Annotated in this window: 12 protein-coding genes and 1 pseudogene; 3 read left to right on the top strand and 10 right to left on the bottom strand. The window is 59.7% G+C overall.

Features of this window, described 5'->3' with window-relative positions; translation table 11 throughout:
* The first annotated feature begins 108 nt into the window (after positions 1-108).
* Both CBR61_RS02620 and CBR61_RS02615 read left to right on the top strand, forming a co-directional pair.
* On the top strand, positions 109-2,448 hold the full coding sequence (locus CBR61_RS02620; RefSeq protein WP_088912965.1) for a TonB-dependent receptor: 2,340 nt from the start codon (positions 109-111) through the stop codon (positions 2,446-2,448).
* Between the two features lie 495 nt (positions 2,449-2,943).
* Complete coding sequence (locus CBR61_RS02615) at positions 2,944-4,506, top strand: TonB-dependent receptor (RefSeq protein ID WP_233996816.1); 1,563 nt, start codon at positions 2,944-2,946, stop codon at positions 4,504-4,506.
* Between the two features lie 16 nt (positions 4,507-4,522).
* On the opposite strand, the pseudogene CBR61_RS17275 reads toward CBR61_RS02615, so the two are convergent.
* From CBR61_RS17275 to CBR61_RS02575, 9 genes and pseudogenes are all read right to left on the bottom strand, one after another.
* Positions 4,523-4,840: pseudogene (locus CBR61_RS17275) on the bottom strand (YybH family protein); the annotation flags it as partial.
* Between the two features lie 34 nt (positions 4,841-4,874).
* Positions 4,875-5,798 carry a CopD family protein gene (locus CBR61_RS02605; protein WP_088912964.1) on the bottom strand — a complete coding sequence of 308 codons (924 nt, stop codon included), beginning with the start codon at positions 5,796-5,798 and terminating at the stop codon, positions 4,875-4,877.
* A 7-nt stretch (positions 5,799-5,805) separates the two neighbouring features.
* Positions 5,806-6,195, bottom strand: coding sequence for a copper resistance protein CopC (locus CBR61_RS02600; protein WP_086740562.1), 390 nt, complete (start codon positions 6,193-6,195; stop codon positions 5,806-5,808).
* A gap of 16 nt (positions 6,196-6,211) precedes the next feature.
* Entirely contained in the window at positions 6,212-7,021 is an 810-nt protein-coding gene (locus CBR61_RS02595) for a copper resistance protein B (RefSeq protein WP_324616826.1), read from the bottom strand.
* Between the two features lie 293 nt (positions 7,022-7,314).
* The gene (locus CBR61_RS02590; RefSeq protein WP_088912963.1) at positions 7,315-9,180 is read right to left on the bottom strand and encodes a copper resistance system multicopper oxidase; all 1,866 of its coding nucleotides are present in this window, start codon (positions 9,178-9,180) and stop codon (positions 7,315-7,317) included.
* Positions 9,181-9,185: 5 nt separating this feature from the next.
* Positions 9,186-9,758: an RNA polymerase sigma factor gene (locus CBR61_RS02585; RefSeq protein WP_088912962.1), complete on the bottom strand. Its 573-nt coding sequence runs from the start codon at positions 9,756-9,758 to the stop codon at positions 9,186-9,188.
* Positions 9,755-10,192: a periplasmic heavy metal sensor gene (locus CBR61_RS02580; RefSeq protein ID WP_088912961.1), complete on the bottom strand. Its 438-nt coding sequence runs from the start codon at positions 10,190-10,192 to the stop codon at positions 9,755-9,757. Before CBR61_RS02580 ends, CBR61_RS02585 begins: the two co-directional genes overlap by 4 nt.
* On the bottom strand, positions 10,189-10,449 hold the full coding sequence (locus CBR61_RS16700) for a hypothetical protein (protein WP_086740551.1): 261 nt from the start codon (positions 10,447-10,449) through the stop codon (positions 10,189-10,191). Before CBR61_RS16700 ends, CBR61_RS02580 begins: the two co-directional genes overlap by 4 nt.
* A 61-nt stretch (positions 10,450-10,510) precedes the next feature.
* Complete coding sequence (locus tag CBR61_RS02575) at positions 10,511-10,897, bottom strand: MerR family transcriptional regulator (RefSeq protein WP_088912960.1); 387 nt, start codon at positions 10,895-10,897, stop codon at positions 10,511-10,513.
* Positions 10,898-10,969: 72 nt separating this feature from the next.
* Here CBR61_RS02575 and CBR61_RS02570 point away from each other — a divergent pair, with 72 nt between their 5' ends.
* Positions 10,970-11,719 (top strand): MauE/DoxX family redox-associated membrane protein, encoded by a 750-nt coding sequence (locus CBR61_RS02570; protein WP_162291046.1) that lies wholly within the window; start codon positions 10,970-10,972, stop codon positions 11,717-11,719.
* Between the two features lie 899 nt (positions 11,720-12,618).
* Here CBR61_RS02570 and CBR61_RS02565 read toward each other — a convergent pair.
* Entirely contained in the window at positions 12,619-15,861 is a 3,243-nt protein-coding gene (locus CBR61_RS02565) for an efflux RND transporter permease subunit (RefSeq protein WP_088912959.1), read from the bottom strand.
* Between the last annotated feature and the right edge of the window lies 1 nt (position 15,862).

Below are 15,862 nucleotides of genomic sequence, written 5' to 3'. Positions count from 1 at the left end.
ATGTTGCAGGTTGGTCACAGTGTGAAATTGGTAGCTCTGTCCAGTTGACGCCAAGCGATGCATCCGCAAAACGCAATAGCCAAAACAGACAAAAATTGAGAGGTCATCATGCAGAAACATATCCTTTTGCGACGCTCGTTGGCATTGCTGCTTTCCACGGCTGCCATAAGCCCATTTGCCGCGCACGCTCAGGACGCCGAGCCCCAAAACCAGCAAGAGACGAGTGCTAACTCGCTCGACGCGATCAACGAAATTCTCGTTACCGGAACCAAGACCAAGGATGCCGAGAACGTGCAGGACGTGCCGCTGGCCGTAACGGCGTTCAACGCCAGTACACTCGAAGCTTTCAAGATCCGCAACATCGCTGGCCTCTCGTTTCAAGCGCCGAGTGTCAGTCTCGACGATGTGGGCACGACCCGCGGCGCGGCCAACTTCACGATCCGTGGCGTCGGCATCAACTCGTCGATCCCCTCGATCGACCCGACCGTGGGCGTCTTCGTTGACGGCGTGTATCTCGGCATCAACGGGGGCGTGGTGTTCGACCTGTTCGACCTCGATAGCGTTGAAGTGCTGCGCGGCCCGCAGGGTGTGCTGTTTGGCCGCAACGTCACCGGCGGCGCGGTGGTGATCAACACCGGCAACCCGACCGAGGACTTCCGCGGCAAGTTCCGCGCGGCGGTCGACGGCCCGGTCGATGGCGGCCGCGGCGGCGCCAACTACACCGTCAGCGGCGTGCTGAGCGGCCCGATCGTCGAGGACGTGCTGCTGTTCAAGGTCGGCGCCTATTACAACAAGGACGAAGGCTACTTCACGAACCTGTTCGACAATTCGAACCACGGTGCAGCCGAAACCAAGATCCTGCGTGGCGCGCTGGAAGCCCGCCTCGGCGGCCTGACCCTGCTCGGCAAGCTCGACTACTTCGAGAGCGACGGCGACGGCCCGTCCAGCCAGAACCGGGCTCTTTTTGACCGAAATTCGTTCGATTTCTCGATTGATGAGCCGGGCAATTACGCGAACGAAATCTGGACCGGTTCACTTACCGCGACGGTTGATATCGGTGCCGGCACACTGACCAACGTGTTCGGCTGGCGCAAGTATGACGCCACCACCCTCGGCGATATCGACGCCACACCTCTCTTTCTGTTCCATTCAACGACCGAGACGGCACAGGAGCAATTTTCAAACGAGCTGCGTTATGCAATTTCGCTCGACAGCCTAGACTTGACCGTTGGCGGGTTTTGGTTCGAACAAGATCTTGCCTACACCGAAGAACGCAGCCTGCGCCGTGACCTGCCGGTGAACCTGCAACCCCCGCGCTTCTGGGGCGGCGGTTCGCAGAACCACGAAGTAATCGGTGTGTTCGCCAACGCCCAGTGGGAATTTGTTGACAATCTTTCGCTGATCGCGGGCATCCGCTGGAATCAGGAAACTAAGGATGCAGGCGTCACCTTCATCCGTCCGCGGCCAAGCTGTTCGGTGGTCCAAGGCACCTGCCCGACATCGGGCACCAACCCCTTCGTTCCCGGAGAGAGCAACGGCTTCACAGATCGCGTGCGTTTCCGCAACGTCTCGCCAAAGCTCGGTTTACAATACGAGTTCGCAAACAGCCAGGTCTATGGGCACTGGAGCCGCGGCTTCCGTTCGGGTGGCTACAACTTCCGCATAACCGACGTCGCGTTGTTCAATCGCATTCTTGCTGCTACCGATGGCGCGCTGGGCTTCGACGAAGAGCAGGTCGACACCTACGAAGTCGGGGGCAAGTTCCAGACGGCCGACCGTTCGTTTACACTCAATCTTGCTGGTTATGTGACCAAGATCGGCAATATGCAGCGTGAGGTGAACACGGCAGGCCCTTCGGGCGTCGTTCAGAATATTGTTAATACTGCCGATGCCACCATCATGGGCATTGACGCCGAAGCCCGCATGCGGGTGTCGGACTCGCTGGTTTTCACCGCTAACCTCGGCCTGATTGACGCGGAATACGACAGCCTATTGTTCAATATCGGCAGTTCCGACGGTATCACCGGTAATCCGGCGGATTCGCTCGGCCTTAGCATACCGCGCGTCTCGCCGGTCACTGTGGGTGCCGGTTTCATCCACGAACTCGACCTCGGGAGCAGTAACATCCTCACGCGAGTGAACTACCAATATCGCGACAAAGCGGCCTACACGGACGACAACCTGGGATGGCTGAACGATTTGAGCATGCTGGAAGCCAACATTACTTGGAACACACCGGTCGACGGGCTGTCGCTCTCAATCTACGGGCGCAACCTGCTCGATCAGGTGCAGGAAGGGGGCGACACACAGGTACCCTTCGGTCCGGCCTTCCCTGGTTCAACCTCGACTGGCGTGCGCCGTCCGTTCGGACTGCAACCCACCGCCGGCACCTTCTCACCGCTGATGCGTGGCCGGAACGTGGGTATCGAAGCTCTGTTTGAGTTTTAATGATCGCACCCGAAGCGGGGTGCGATATGCTTGCTCACGCGACCTGAAGGTCGCGTCGCTGCGGGCGGCCGCTTGGCCCTGCGATTGCATTGCAACCGAGGTCGGCCACAGGCGAACAAGGATGGGGCGCTCCGGGAACGGGGCGCCCCCTTATTGTTTTCAACCTTACCCGCGCACTTCACAACCGACTAGGCCAGCGACCTCATTCGACCACCACGGGAGACGGAGAGAGCGCTGTCTCAATGACTTGTGTGCTCTCATGACGGGTCGACATTCCTGCAAGGACCGTGCCTTGCTTCCGCTCTATCAAGCTATCCAACACCAACCTTAAATGGCTTTACTAATTTCACATCTTCGCATAGCTTCTCACTCGCGAGGATGGCACTCTCTCCCCTCCTCAAAAAAGCTTCAGGGCGATCCAAAGGTGGGCGCTTTTGAGCATCGCAAGCCGCTGCGGCGTAGAACGTCTCAGCCGACGAATGGAGAGGATACAAAATGAAAACTAGGGCGATGATACTGGCGAGTGCCGCAGTTGTTGTGGCTTGCCCGCACGCGGCTAATGCGCAGGAGAATACTGAAAGCGGCCCTGATGCGGATAGCTCTGTAATCATCGTCACAGCGCAACGGCAGTCGCAAAGCCTTCAAGAGGTACCCATTGCTGTTTCCGCTTTTGACGCCGAAGCGCTCGGAAGCCAGCAAATTGAAAATGCGTCGGATCTACAACTAACACTGCCAAACGTGTCCTTCTCAAAGGGCAATTTCACCGCCGCATCTTTTACAATACGCGGAATTGGTGATCTATGCGTAGGCGTCACATGTGATGCGGCAACAGCTATTCATGTGAACGGTTCCCCGCTCTTTGGAACACGGTTATTTGAAACAGAATATTTCGATTTAGAAAGAGTGGAAGTTCTGCGCGGGCCGCAAGGAACGCTGTTCGGACGTAATGCGACATCCGGGGTGGTGAATTTCGTTACAGCGAAACCCGACCTGGGGGCCTTCGGAGCGTCCGGTGAGTTGGAATATGGCAACTACAACAGCATCAGGGTCGAAGGGATGGTTAACGCTCCAATCACCGACACGATCGGTGTCCGATTGGCCGGCTTCTATCTCAATCGGGACGGGTATACCACGAATCTCTTCGACGGAACGGACATTGATGACCGTGATATGTATGCCTTCCGAGGCTCTTTAAGGTTCGAACCAACTGTCGACACTACAATAGACTTGATGGGCTATTACTTCCGTGAAAAAGATAATCGACTGCGCAACCAAAAGCAAACTTGTCAGCGTGATCCTCTTGGTGTTCTTGGCTGCCTGAACAATCGGCGTGATTTTGATATCACTAACGCCAACTCAACGGTCGGCGCTACGCTTAGCTCACAAGAATTTTTCGCCCTTCAGGGCATTCCGTCTGCCTTGGGTCTCGGAAGCCTGTACGGGCCAGACGCGTTCAGCGGGTTTAACGAACCCAGTGATGTCCGCGTGGTCAATACAGCATATACGCCTTTTTATTTTGCTGATGAGTTACAGTTACAGGCCCGTTTGGAGCAGAGGTTGGGGGATCTCTCTCTATCTGCGACGGGAATTTACCAAGACACACAAGTCGACTCCCGTCAGGATTACTTCCTTGGCATTCAGAATCGCAGCACGTTTGCTCCAGCTCTGAATGCGCTATCCAGTTTTGCGACTGTTGGCATACCAACAGGTCTTCCTGCGCCGGCGCCCGCAGTTGTTCCCGGCTCCGCCGCCTACTTCGCACCAATCGCCCAAGCCCTCATACCGAGCGGACCACAGGGCGTGTTATGCACTTCCGACAATGATGACGGTAATAGGGGCGCATTCGAAGGCAACTCGCGCTGCTCTGAAACGCCACTCTCCTTCGATAGATCGGCGGAGCGCCGAAAATCGTGGAGCGCGGAGGTTCTTCTCTCTAGTGATTTCGATGGCAGCTTCAATTTTCTTCTGGGCGGCATCTATGCCCGCTCAAAAACAACAGACAACATACATTATGTAAAATTGTCTCTGTCAAGTTCGGAATTTTGTTCTGCTTACTGACATCAATTCACGTGCTCTAGCCATTGATTGTCGCAGATGACCAATGGATGTGCATGATACGCCATTGCCCTTTCATCCGCCTGAGAATTACCGTCTCGATCAACCGGCTGTTGATCACACGCGTGCGGTACGTTCCTGAGACCGTTTCAACGCTCATAACCCACGCCATATCGCCTTGCATTCGATCAGTCCGGCTTACCAGCTTCCGAGTTACAGCGGCGGTAAAGGCAGCGTCCGCCTCCAGATGGTGGCTGGCATATTCGGCGCGACCTCTTTCGACGCCGCCAGATTCAAAGATGACGACATCTTCCGCAAGCAGCGCTAACGCAGCATCTGTGTTCCCCCTCGGTGGTCAATCCACGTACTGTCTACATCGTCATTGGAGACAGCATGCCCAGCACAGCAACCAGTCCAATCACCCCAGCAGCCAACATCAACTCGCCTGCCAAGCTTTTACGCAGGAGCGTCAGTGCAACTGAGTGCTCCACACTGTCGCGTTCATGAACCAGAAAATGCCGCCGTCCGATCTGGGCATTGTGCGCGCCAAACGCCAGCATTCCGCCAACTAACGTCACTTTTGCGACTAACAACAAGCCATAGGGGGTGTCGGAAACGGCTATGGTGTTCTCCAAGCCAAAGATCAGCTGCGCATTTATCAGACCCGTCATAGATACAGCTGCGACAAGCCCGACACCCAGCGGTGCGAAGCCATGCATGACGCGAAGCAGCTGATCGGTAGGGATAAGAGCGGGCTGCCGGTGAGCTTTGATTGTCAGTAAAAGGAACCAGCAGATGGCACCTACCCACAAGCTCGCCGCAAGCAAGTGTACGCCGTTATTCAGACGGTGGAACAAGCCCAATCCGCCGTCAGTCGCAGCCACATGGCCGCTCCAGCTTAGCGTGAGCAGCGCACCGGCGAAGCAGGCAGCAGCGACGGGGAAACCTACGCTAGTCCGGTGTCGAATGAACAACGCACACAAGCCGAAGGTGAGCAAAGATTCGCGCAAGAGGAACGCTTTGCCAAGGTCAGTGCCAACAATCATTGCTTCGGCCATCGGCCAATCGAGCGCTGTAATTGGCACACCCATCATAGCAGCGATCGAGGCCAGCATCAGGGCGATTGAAACCACCGGTGCCGCAAGCGCTGCGATGATCAGCGTGTGACCGCCCTCGTCGTGAGGCACCCAGCGCTCGCCACGCAACCCAACCAACCGAAATGCCGTCCAACCCAACAGGCCGAGCAGCAAAGCATAATGAGCAAACCGCAGAACCTGTTCGGTTGGCTCACCCATCTCATTATCAGCCGACGATAAAGCTGACTTTACCTGTCATACGATGGCCGTCCGCCCCCGCAGCCTGCCAGCGCACCTCATAGGTTCCTTTGGCCAGCGGCTTTTTCAGGGTGAGTGTCATCGTTTTGTTGCCGTTGGACCAAGAGGTGGTGAAATTGCGGATGGCCATTTCGCCGTGGTTTGCCATGCCCGGCATCGCGGTCATGACGATGCTTGCTGCCGCCGTCGGCGGGAGCAGAGCTTCACTGAAGGTCAGTGTGACCACGCGGGCGCTGCCAACAGTCGTTCCCTCAGCCGGTGTCGATGCGACGACTTTGGTGTGAGCAAGCGAAGCGGACGGAACTGCAAGCGGAGCGGCGACCATTGCGATTGCGGCGAGGAGAGATGCGAATTTCATGGGGTACTCCTTTATTTCAGAACCAGAAACGGATGCCAACGAGATAGTTCGTGACGCTGGGATCCTCGCCGCGTGCGCGGGCGTAATCGGCGCTGCCGCCGAGGCGCCAACTTTGCTCGATGCCGATATACGGGGCAAATTCGCGAATAAACTCGTAGCGCAGCCGCACGCCGACCTCGACCGAATCGATGCCTGACCCGGTGCCGAGCTGCGGAATTTCCTGCGCCGACAGGTTCACCTCGGCGCGCGGTTGCAGGATCAGACGTTGAGTGATGCGCTGGTCGACCTCGCCCTCGATCCGCGCTGTGAGATCGCCACGCTGTGACAGGAACAATGCGGCGTCGACCTCGAACATATAGGGCGAAAGCCCTTGCACGCCGATCACCGCATGCGTGGTATCGGGTCCGCGGAGGTCTTGGCGCACGCCCGCCTGCAGATCCCAGAAGGGCGCAATGGCCCGCGCGTAGAGCGCCTGGACCTCGGCTTGTTCAATCGGTTCGCCGAACGTGCCTTCACCTTCGCTCTTGAACCAGAGCCGGCTCGTCGGGCCACCATAATAGCCCTGAAGATCCCAAAGATAGCCCTCACGACCGTCGCGCACCTGCGTCTCGAAACGATCGCCCTGAAACCAGAAGACCGGGAAATCGCCATGGGTGCGTTGCAATTCCTCGCGCGAAGCCCGCATCGCGTCGGCGCCCCAGATGGCATCGGCGGCGCGCGGTGGACCGCTTCCGGCCTCAGGTGGCGGCGGGGTTTCCATGGCAGGTCCCGGAGAAGCAGGCGCGGCAACGTCGACCGCGCCATGATCCATGGTGCTGTGGTCCATGCCAATCATCGAATCGGCAGGCCCGGCCGCCCCACCCGTCATGTCATGGCCTGCGTGAGGGTCGATTGGCTCAGCGGTAGCAGGCTGCTCTGGCATGGCGTGCCCCGCGTGCGGATCGGCCGGATCAAGCGCTGTCGGCGCCGCGGGCATGCCGTGGCCGGCATGGCGGTCGCCGGGCGCTGGCGCAGGTGTGGGCGCTGGCGCGGGCATTGCATGCCCTTGATGCTGAGCGAAGGCCGGAACGGAGATCAACGCGCTCCCGAGCAGGGCCGCTGACAGGACAGACCGCACGCTCATGCACCGCCGCCCGGACCGACCACGGTCACAGTCTGCATCATCCCGCCATGCATGTGATACATCAGGTGGCAGTGAAACGCCCAGTCGCCGGGTTCATTGGCCGTGAGATCAAATTGCGCGCTGGCGCCGGGCTGGACGATCACGACGTTCTTGCGCGGCTGAAGCGCAGCGCTTTCCCCGTTTACCAGCTCGAAGAACATGCCGTGCAGATGGATGGGGTGCGCCATCATGGTGTTGTTGACCAGCTTCACCCGCACCCGCTCGTTCCATGCAAAACGGATCGGCACATCGCTGACGGCAGAATACATCCGCCCGTCGAACGACCACATATAACGTTCCATATTGCCAGTAAGGTGCAGTTCGAGCAGCCGCGATGGCTCGCGGGTGTCGCGGTTGGGCTCGAGCGCCTTGAGCATGCGATAATTGAGCACCCGGTGCGGCACATCGCGCAGTCCAAGGCCGGGATCGCCCATTTTGTCGATGGGGGCCATCGACACCATGTCGATGCCTGGGCCGATCGCGACGTCGGGCGGGAGCAGCGCGGTATCGCGCATCTTCATGCCGTCCATGCTCATGCCACTCATCGCCATGCCTGCCATGCCACTATCGGCAGAGGCGGCCACGTCGCCATGTCCCATGGCTGCGTGATCCATCGCGCCTGTTGCACCACCGGTTGCACCTTCTGCGGAAGGACCGGACGTCATTGCTCCATGATCCATGCTGCCGGACCCGTGATCCATTCCCATGTCGCCCATGGTTAGCAGCGGCGGATCGCGCAGCGCAGGAACGGTCGCCCGCGCACCGGGCCGACTCGCCAACATGGCCAGCGCCATGCCCGAACGGTCCATCGACTCACCGACGATGGCATAGGCTTCGGCATTTCCTGGCTCGACGATTACGTCATAGATTTCGGCAGTGCCGATCTGGAATTCGTCAACCTCAACCGGGCGCACGTTCTGCCCATCTGCTGCGATGATCGTCATCGGCAGGCCGGGGATGCGAACGTTGAAAAAGCTCTGCGCCGATCCATTGATGATACGCAGCCGGATGCGTTCTCCCGGCTTGAACAGATATTCCATGCCCTCCGCCGGCCCACGTCCGTTGGCAAGAAACGTGTACGTCTTCCCGCCAATATCCATGATATCGGTCGGCATCATCCGCATCTGTGCCCACATCCGGCGTTCTTCGCCGGTCATCGGGTAGTCATCGGTCCAGGTGTTTTGCTGGCGGTTGAAATAGCCTTCGCCGGTGCGCAACCGCTGCATGATGAAATGTGGGTCGAGCACAGTGAAGTCGCTTAGCAGCAAAATGTAATCGCGATCATACTCCACCGGTTCGGCGCCTGCCGGGTCAATAATCAAAGGGCCATAATGCCCCGACTGCTCCTGCAAGCCCGAGTGGCTGTGATACCAATAGGTACCTGCCTGGCGGACCGGGAATTCGTAGGTGAAGGTCTGGCCCGGCTTGATGCCCGGAAAGCTGATGCCCGGGACCCCGTCCATCTGGAACGGGAGCAATAGCCCGTGCCAGTGGATCGATGTATCCTCGCTCAAATTGTTGGTGACATTCAGGCGGACATTCTGCCCTTCGCGCAGCCGGATCAACGGGCCGGGGACACTGCCATTGACGGCGATGCCCGGGCCGCGTCGCCCTTCAACAATGCGATGCCCGCTGCCGACGGCAAGATCGATGACCTCGCCGCTGAGCTCACCAAAGCCCGCAGGAATGCGCGGGCCGTCGCGGCCATGGCTGCCGCCCCGGTGCATGCTGTGCCCTTGCGCCCAAGCTGGCGTAGCGGCGAAGGCTGAGGCCGCGCCAAACGCAGCGATCAGGTGACGTCTTGTGAGATGAGGACTGGTCATGCGATTTATACGCGCGCAAGGCCTTCACCCCTCAAAGTTTCCTGAAGTTTTTTCCGCGCCCTCCCAAGACGTGTCTCGACCGCCTTTACGCTGATGCCCAGTGTCGTTGCGGTCTCCTGCTGGCTTAGCCCTTCGACTGTGCAAAGGATCAGGACATCTTTGAGACGTGCTGGAAGCTTGGCGATCGCGCGGGCGGTCGCGGCGAGCTCGGCGCGGTCTGCGGCAAGCGTTTGTGCCGAGGGTGCATCATCGGCAATCCATTGCGCAGCCTGTTCGGACATGGGCAGGCCTATGAAGCGCCTGACGGCGCGCCGACGGGCCCAGTCCCGGCATTTGTTGAGCGTGATGGCGCTGATCCAGGCCTTGAACGATCGTCCGGGGTCGAAGCGGTTCAGCGCGCCGAATGCGGCTATGAAAGCCTCCTGCGTAATGTCCAAGGCTTCATCCGGATCACCCGTCGCTGAGCGCGCAAGCCGGTACACTGTCTCGCGGTAGCGCTCCACAAGCTCCCGCTGCGCATCGGCATGGCCAGCCAGAGATCTGCGGACGAGCGCCGCATCCGGATCGTCAGCGGTCACTGCGGCTGAGCAGCGAGGCTCTTGCTGACCACCGCATCGAACCGTGATTGCTGATCGGGGCGCAGAATGGCGCGCATCGCGAAAACGTGTTCGAGTGTTGCTTTTTGGAGATCCCCCATCGCGTCATGCGTCTCGTCGATCGCGGCCGACACGCGGGGACCGTATTCGTGCTCGGCAGCAATGGCTTCGCCGAGCAGCGCGTTGCTGCTCCTGAGCCGTTCTTCGAGCGCTTCGCGCCGCGCAGCGAACTGGCGCTCCAATGCAGTCAGTTCTTTTTCCTGCGCCGGGTCGAGGTCAAGCTCATCATGAATCAGGGCGTGGAGTTCAGCCCCACCATGGTGCGGTGCGGGTTGAAGCATTCTTCCGAGCCATACCCCTACCAGCGCAAGCGCAATGATCAGCCCCGCCGCCAAAACGATGCGACGCTGGTTCATTGCTGACCCAGGGCGATGAGAGGGGTCAGCGATGCCGGGGGACCGAAGGCGGCAATAGGCACTTCGGCTTGTGCAGGTGCCTGAAGACCGCTGAAAACGCCCAGTCCGAGCGACGCAACGAGGCCTAGTCCGAGCAATGCCCGTGTCTGCCTGACGTCTGCCTGTGCGCGCTGCGCGAGGCGTTCACCATCAATCCCGGACATATCCGGGACAGGAAGTCTGGCCAGGCGTGCGAGATTCTCGTCGAGATCCATCATGCAGCTCCTTTAGAGTTGTATACGCAGGCGCGGACAAAACCCCTCACTTTCCGATGCCCAATTATCGTTGCAGCTCAAAACTGAAGGCATCGATGATCGGACAGGGCCCAGATTTCCCCGCAGCGCAGTCCTCGGCGAGCCGGACGAGCGCACCGCGCATGGTTTGCAAAGTGGCAATTTTCTCATCAAGCGCCGCGATCCGAACGCGTGCAAGGTCCTGCGCCGCCGCTCGGTCGCCAGAATCGAGGGAGAGCAGCGTGGCGATCTCTTCAAGTGTGAACCCGGCGGTCTGCGCCGAGCGGATCGATTGCAAGCGTGCCAGATCGCCGCGCGTGTAGCGGCGCGGACCCTCGTGGCGCTCAGGCTGGGCCACCAATCCGCGCCGCTGATAATAACGGATCGTCTCGACGTTGACCCCGCCTGCACGGGCAAATTCACCGATCTTCATATAATGCTTGATCCCGTACCATGGTACGGAACCTATATAAGCCGCAAGTTTGCGATTCAAAGGAAATCACTAATGCCCAAGCCTACAAAAACCGCCGTGCTTCACCGCATGGTCATGCAAAACCACACTTGCCCTTACGGCCTGAAGTCAAAGCATCTGCTCAAAACGCGAGGTTACTCCGTCGATGATCGGCACCTCACCACGCGCGAACAGACTGACGCGTTCAAGGCTGAATACGGCGTTGCAACCACCCCACAGACCTTCATCGATGGCAAGCGGATCGGAGGGCATGACGACCTGCGGCGCTACTTCGGGATCAAGGTCCCTGTTCCCGGCGCGACCAGCTATCGCCCGGTAATTGCGCTCTTCGCCATGACAGCAGCCATGGCGATGGCCGCTGGCATCGCGGTTGATGGCACAGCCTTCAGCATTCGCGTTGCCGAGTGGTTTATCGCGTTTAGCATGTGCGTGCTTGCGATGCTCAAACTTCAGAATGTCGACAAGTTCGCGACCATGTTCCTCAATTACGACCTGTTGGCGAAGCGCTGGGTCCCTTATGCGACCCTCTATCCCTTCGCTGAAGGCTTGGCCGGTGTCCTGATGGTTTCAGGCCAGCTGCATTGGCTCTCGATACCCGTGGCGCTATTCATTGGGACGATCGGTGCAATTTCGGTCTTCAAGGCAGTCTACATCGACAAGCGCGAACTCAAATGCGCTTGCGTCGGTGGCGACAGCAATGTCCCGCTAGGCTTCGTCTCGTTGACTGAAAATCTAATGATGATGGCAATGGCAATCTGGATGTTATCCAGAGCCATTGGCTAAAGGTCGCCCGCATAAGAATTGAGAACATCGCCCCTTAGGCTTTGACCTGCCTAAAAATAATGGGTCGTTGCTCATTATCGATGGGGATAATGCCCCCACCATACACAAGAAAGCGGGCGCCCGGTTAGTAACCGGACGCCCGCCCTTTTTGCTCTGGTTATTCCCTTACGGACAGCAGCTCATGGCCGCATCGCAGCAAGCGAGCACGAGGTCGCAGCAGGACATGGCGAGGGATGCAACCTGATCCGGCGCAGCGGCAAATGCTGCAGAGCTGGATCCGAGCAGCACGGCTGCAGCGATAATGTACTTTTTCATGATGGTATCTCCGTTGATGTTGAATTGACTGGATCAGCGGCGAATTCGGGGAGGAGGCGGTTCCGGCCCTGCGTTTGGCGAGGGCGGAGAATTGGCGATAAGCAGGAGAAAGGTGAGCGACGAAAGATCGCGGGCTTCTAGTGACGAAAATCGCGCTGCTGGCAGCGTCTGGCAAAAGGCGAGACAGTAACTCTGACACTGCTGACGCTCATCATCCATGCAATCATCGCAGCCGCCTGCGTCTGCGCTCATCTCTGCCATGGGGGTACAACCGTTCGCTGCATACGTTGCCTCGACGGGCAGCAGCGCGACCAGAAATGCCGCGAGGTAGAGAAAGAGGCGCTGTGTCACTGGATGGACCATACTGCTGGGTTCGGGTTGATCAAAGACTTAGTTACAATCAGCTAGGCAATGCTCCTGCGCACTCGCATCTCGCCTGCCGGCGCCATGATCATGGCTCGCCCCCATCAGCCTGCATCCTGCGTGATCAAACACCGTTCGCAAGATTGCGACGCAAATCGCTTATCGCTGTGGTTCATCGCCTTTCTCGCTAGTCCTATCTTCCAATGCATCTGATCCTCATCTCATGCGATTGCGGGGGATAATGCCTGCGGCTCATCGTCAGGAAAGCGTCTTGCTTCCCGGTCGAGCACAAGCCGGGCGAGCGCGGGCAAGACGACCAAGGTCAACAGGGTCGCCGAAATCAATCCGCCGATTACCACCGTCGCGATCGGTCGCTGCACTTCCGCCCCTGTGCCGCTTGCCAGAGCCATCGGTACGAAGCCGAGACTGGCCACCAATGCCGTCATCAGCACGGGCCGCAGGCGCATCAGCGCGCCTTCGCGCACCGACTCCAGCACGCCCTTGCCGTTGTGACGCAGCGCCAGGATGCTCGACACCATAACCAGCCCGTTGAGCACCGCCACGCCAGACAGCGCAATGAAGCCAACCGCTGCGGAGACCGAAAAGGGCATGCCACGCAGCCACAGCAATAGCACCCCGCCGCTCAGCGCCAGCGGCACGGCCGAGAAGACCATCGCCGCCCGGCTCGCCGATCCCAGCGCTGCGTACAGCAACGCAAAGATAGCCGCGAAGACGAGGGGTACCACGATGCTGAGACGGCTTTGCGCGCGCTCGAGATTCTCGAACTGTCCGCCCCAGTCGATCCAGAGGCCGGCGGGAATCTGGACATCGCGCGCGACCGCCTGCTGCGCATCGGCGACAAAGGATCCGAGGTCTCGCCCGCGCACATTGGCCTGAACCACAACCCGCCGCTTGCCGTTTTCGCGACTCACCTGATTGGGGCCATTTTCGACTTTGAACCGGACGAGTTGACCGAGTTGTACCGAGCGCGTCGTTCCCTCCGCAGTCGGCAGCGCAACCGGCAGCGCGGCCAATGCGTCGAGATCACGTCGCTGCCCTTCGGGCAGGCGCACCACGACATCAAACCGCCGATCGCCTTCAAAGACGAGCCCGGCTTCGCGGCCGCCGAGCGCGATCTGTACCACGTCGGTCACATCGCCGACCGACAGACCATAGGCAGCAATCGCCGCCCGGTCGAAATCGATCACCAGCGCCGGCAGTCCTTCGGTCTGCTCGACTTTGACATCCGAAGCACCATCGACTGCACGCAGCGCGGCTGCAACCCGCTGCGCCGTAGCATGCAATGTCTCGAAATCATCGCCATAGACTTTGACCGCCACATCTGATCGCACGCCCGAAATCAGCTCGTTGAACCGCATCTGGATTGGTTGGCTGAACTCGTAATTGTTGCCGAGCAACGTGTTCAGGCGGGCTTCCACTCGGGCAATCAGAGCAGCCTTCGTTTCTGACGGATCGGCCCACTCCTCACGTGGGCGCAAGATCACGAAGGTGTCGGACACATTGCCGGGCATCGGGTCAGTCGCAACTTCCGCTGTGCCTGTCTTCGAGAAGACCGTCGCGACCTCCGGAAAGCCAGCAATCACCCCCTCGACCTGCAACTGCATTGAGGCCGATTGCTCGACACTCGTGGACGGGATCCGCATCGCATGAAGCGCGAAATTCTTCTCGTCGAGCTGCGGAATGAACTCCCTCCCAAGGCTGGTGAAGGCCAAGAGCGCGACAAGGAAAATCGCCGTTCCCGAGCCGATGGCCACCCATGGCCGGGCGAGCGCTTTGTCGAGCAAAGGCTCATAGCGGCTCCGCGTTGCCGCCAGCACACGCGGCTCCTTCTCCTCGACCTTGCCGGTCACGAGCAGCGCCACCATAGCTGGTACGAAGGTCAGCGACAGGATGAACGCTGCGGCGAGCGCCAGCATCACGGTGATCGCCATCGGCGCAAACATCTTGCCTTCCACCCCGTCGAACGCGAGCAGCGGCAGATAAACCAGAATAATGATGGCCTGACCGAACACCGACGGACGGATCATCTCGCGCGCTGCAACCATCACTTCGTGCAGCCGCTCCTGCAAGCTGAGCAACCTGCCTTCGTGATGATGGCGCTCAGCCAGACGGCGCAGGCAGTTTTCGACGATGATCACCGCGCCATCGACGATCAGCCCGAAATCGAGCGCGCCGAGGCTCATCAGATTGCCTGAAACACCCCCTTTGACCATCCCAATCGCCGCCAGCAGCATCGACAGCGGGATCACTAGCGCGGTGATGATGGCAGCCCGGAAATTACCGAGCAGCAGAAACAGGACGACAATGACGAGGAGCGCACCTTCGGTCAGGTTCTTGGCCACCGTGCTGATCGTCGCATCCACCAGCACCGAACGATCAAGCACCGGCGTCACGACAATGCCGGTCGGGAGGGCTGCGCCGATCTCTTCGAGCTTCTTGGCGGATTCGGCTGCCACCGTGCGGCTGTTGCCACCTGCAAGCATCAGGGCGGTGCCGACCACAGCGCCATGACCATTGACACTGGCTGCACCTGTGCGAACTTCGCGGCCCGATGAAATGGTCGCCACATCGATAACCCGCACCGGCGCCCCGCCCCGTTGGGTAATCACGATATTGGCAATTTCCGACCCGCGTGACACCCGGGCATCTGCCCGCACCACCAGCCCTTCACCGCTGCGCTCGACCACGCCCGCACCGCTCGACACATTGCCGCGTTCGAGGGCCTCGACCAGATCGGCCATCGACAGACCGGCGGCGGCCAATCGCACCGTATCGGGTGCGACTTCATATTGCTTTACGAAGCCGCCGATCGCGTCGACACCCGCCACATTGGCAACCTGGCGCATCTGCGGGCGAATGATCCAGTCCTGTACGGTGCGCAGGTAAGTCAGGCGCTCCTCCGGCGTCGTCAACCGCTGTCCCTCAGGTGTCAGATAGCTGCCGTCAGTTTGCCAGCCCGGCTGCCCGGCCCGCGCGCGCGGAGCCCCGCGCCCGTCGGGATGCTCAAAGTCGACCGTCCACATCAGTACTTCGCCAAGGCCGGTCGACACAGGTCCGATTTGTGGGTCAACCCCGGGCGGAAGTGTCCCCGCTGCCTGCGTCAAGCGCTCACCCACCTGCTGGCGGGCGAAGTAGAGATCGGTATCGTCAGTGAAGATCACTGTGACCTGTGCAAAGCCGTTGCGGGAAATCGACCGCGTCTCGACCAGGCCGGGCATGCCCGCCATTGCGGTCTCGATCGGATAGCTGACCTGTCGTTCCATCTCCGTCGGTCCCAGCGAGGGCGCGACGGCATTGATCTGCACCTGCCGGTTGGTGATGTCGGGCACGGCATCGACCGGCAAATTTGCCAGCTGGGTCGCCCCGTAGATTGCTGCGAAGACGGTCAGCATGACCACCAGCACTCTTCGCTCGACGGCGAAGGCCAGAATTTTCTCAAGCATC

Origin of the sequence: Porphyrobacter sp. CACIAM 03H1, assembly GCF_002215495.1 — a bacterium.
Taxonomy (GTDB): Bacteria; Pseudomonadota; Alphaproteobacteria; order Sphingomonadales; family Sphingomonadaceae; genus Erythrobacter.
Note: the sequence above shows the minus strand (reverse complement) of the source record. Positions and strands in the feature narration are given on the sequence as shown.